This window comes from Actinomycetota bacterium (assembly GCA_030019255.1).
Lineage (GTDB): Bacteria > Actinomycetota > Geothermincolia > Geothermincolales > RBG-13-55-18 > Solincola_A.
Genome location: JASEFK010000028.1, coordinates 1 through 2166 on the forward strand (window position 1 = coordinate 1; position 2166 = coordinate 2166).

At 58.9% G+C, this 2166-nt stretch carries 1 protein-coding gene; it reads right to left on the reverse strand.

What is annotated here, in order from left to right:
- Positions 1-290: 290 nt before the first annotated feature.
- Complete coding sequence (locus QME84_12690; GenBank protein ID MDI6875120.1) at positions 291-1961, reverse strand: IS1634 family transposase; 1671 nt, start codon at positions 1959-1961, stop codon at positions 291-293.
- Positions 1962-2166 lie beyond the last annotated feature (205 nt).

Consider the following 2166-nt stretch of genomic DNA (forward strand, 5'->3'; position numbering starts at 1 on the left):
ATACTTTCTCACAATGTCGAGCTTTACTTCCGACCATTATCCTATCTCATCAAATTGCACACCCTCGTGTACCATAAGCTACCTTCCCGATAAGCGACCGAAGGACTGCCTGGTGGCTCGAATGTCCTTCCATGCCAATAACCTATTCCTGGATCTCTGCAGAGTTACAATCCTGCAGATTCCATTTGCTTCTTCCATCATACTGGAGTTCGACAGTTGACAGATAAACCGATTCCGGAAAGGCGCATGGATAAAGGGGTTGGGGGGATTCCGCAAAAATAGGCGTGTAACTAGGCGGTCCGTTTCTTGGCCTTTTTCGGGCTGATTTCGGTGATCAGGGGCGGTTCGGGGATATCCAGGGCGCTGAATATGCGCATCTGGGCGGGGGTGGTCTCGGTCCTCTGCTTAAGAAGCCCGTCCGGCCCGGAGAAGATACCCAGGTGCATGCGGTCCAGTTCGTTCCTTATGTTCCTCCAGGCATCATCACATCTCGTCTCCGCCACCCTCACGAGCAGAAGCGCCAACCAGCACAGAAGCACGTGGGACTTGATGCGGTCGGCCTTGCGGTGATTGACGGGGCGGATATCCAGGGTGTGCTTCAGGCTGCGGAAGGCCGCCTCCACCTCGGCCAGCTGCTTGTAGCCCAAGGCCACGTCCTCGGCGGAGAGGGTGTCGTCGGAGGTGCGGATCAAGTACTTGCCGTCCAGCCTCGCGTCTGCGGCCACCCTCTTCCTGTCCAGGATGGGGCCTCCCCCTTTCCCTGTCTTGAGATAGCGCCCGTAGGCCCGGTGGGAAAGAAGGGCGCAGGCCGCCCGCGAGTGGGCCTCCCCCTTGGCCTCCTTCAGGCGGGAGAGCTTCTCCTCCAGGGCACTGATGATGGATTCCCGTTCCGCCTTGTCCCGCCTGACCCGCTCCGGGTTCCTTACCAGGACGTAGCGCACCCGGGCCTCGCCGTCCCCTATGGTGAGCTCCTTTACCTCCAGGTTATCCCTCACTTTCCTGTACCTGCCGGGGGAGGCGAGCGCCGCCTCCACCACCGGCTTTCCCGGCCTCATCTTCTCCCCGCAGATGTAGTGCCCCCCTCCCCGCTGCAGGTACCTCAAATTGTCCTCGGAGGAAAAGCCCCGGTCGGTCACGGTAACCACCCGGGAGAGCCTCCAGCCCGCCAGGCCCTCCTTGACCTCGCGGATCACGCTCATATCCATGGTGTTTCCCGGCCAAGTCCAGCACCTGACCGGTATTCCCTCCCGGGTCACCGCGAGTCCCACCACCGCCTGGGGGAGGTCAGGCCTCTTGTCCCCGGAGCACCCCCGTTTGTGCAAGCCCGGCTCGTCCCCATTGTCCTCATCCTCTTCCTCCGTCTCGAAGTAGACGCTGGTGGTGTCGAAGAAGATGAGATCCACCTCGAGGTTCAGAAGGTTGGCACAGGAGAAGAAGACCTCGCGCTGGATCTCCTCTGCCGCCTCTAGGAGAAAGTCCATGGCCCGGTAGAGGTTGTGCACGGATGCCTCCTCCACCCCGGGGACGGCCGCCCGGGAAACCCAGTCCTCTATGGCCAGCTTGGAGGAGGGTGCCAGGGCCCGATTGGCCACCATGGAAAAGATGGCTCTCTCCACCGGGGTGGAGTGTTTCCTGCCTGAAAGCAACTTGGCGAGCGCCTCGTCTATCTTGAGCTCTCGCCACAGGTGATCCAACACATATGCCCCGCCGAAGGGAACGGAGGAGAGAAACTTGAGTGGGCCGGCACCAGCCTCCGGGGCGTCTTCGGGGGAGAGGAACCTGCCGATGGAGCGGGCCAGCCGCCTTAAAGCTTCTTTGTCCAGCTCGTCTTCCCGCCCGAAGCTATAGATCATCTGGGCCTTGGCGCACTTGGTCTTCCTGTCCCAGACGTTATGCGCCAACTGTACGTACCTTACCTCGGATCCATCCTTGTTGCGGCGTGAGATGGTGCGTATATACACACCTATTGTAAATCACGCTTATGACCATAAAATGCAACACTTAATCTCCAATACGTGTTCCTATGACATTTCGGCGAATCGGGCCGGTTTCAATCTAAAAAGACCTGGTCAGGGAGTTGCGCCATGCGGAAAGTGGCTCATTTGTAAACAACGGTGTAAAAATGTACCTGATTCGGCGGGATAAAAATGTAGTTGCTTTGCTTGA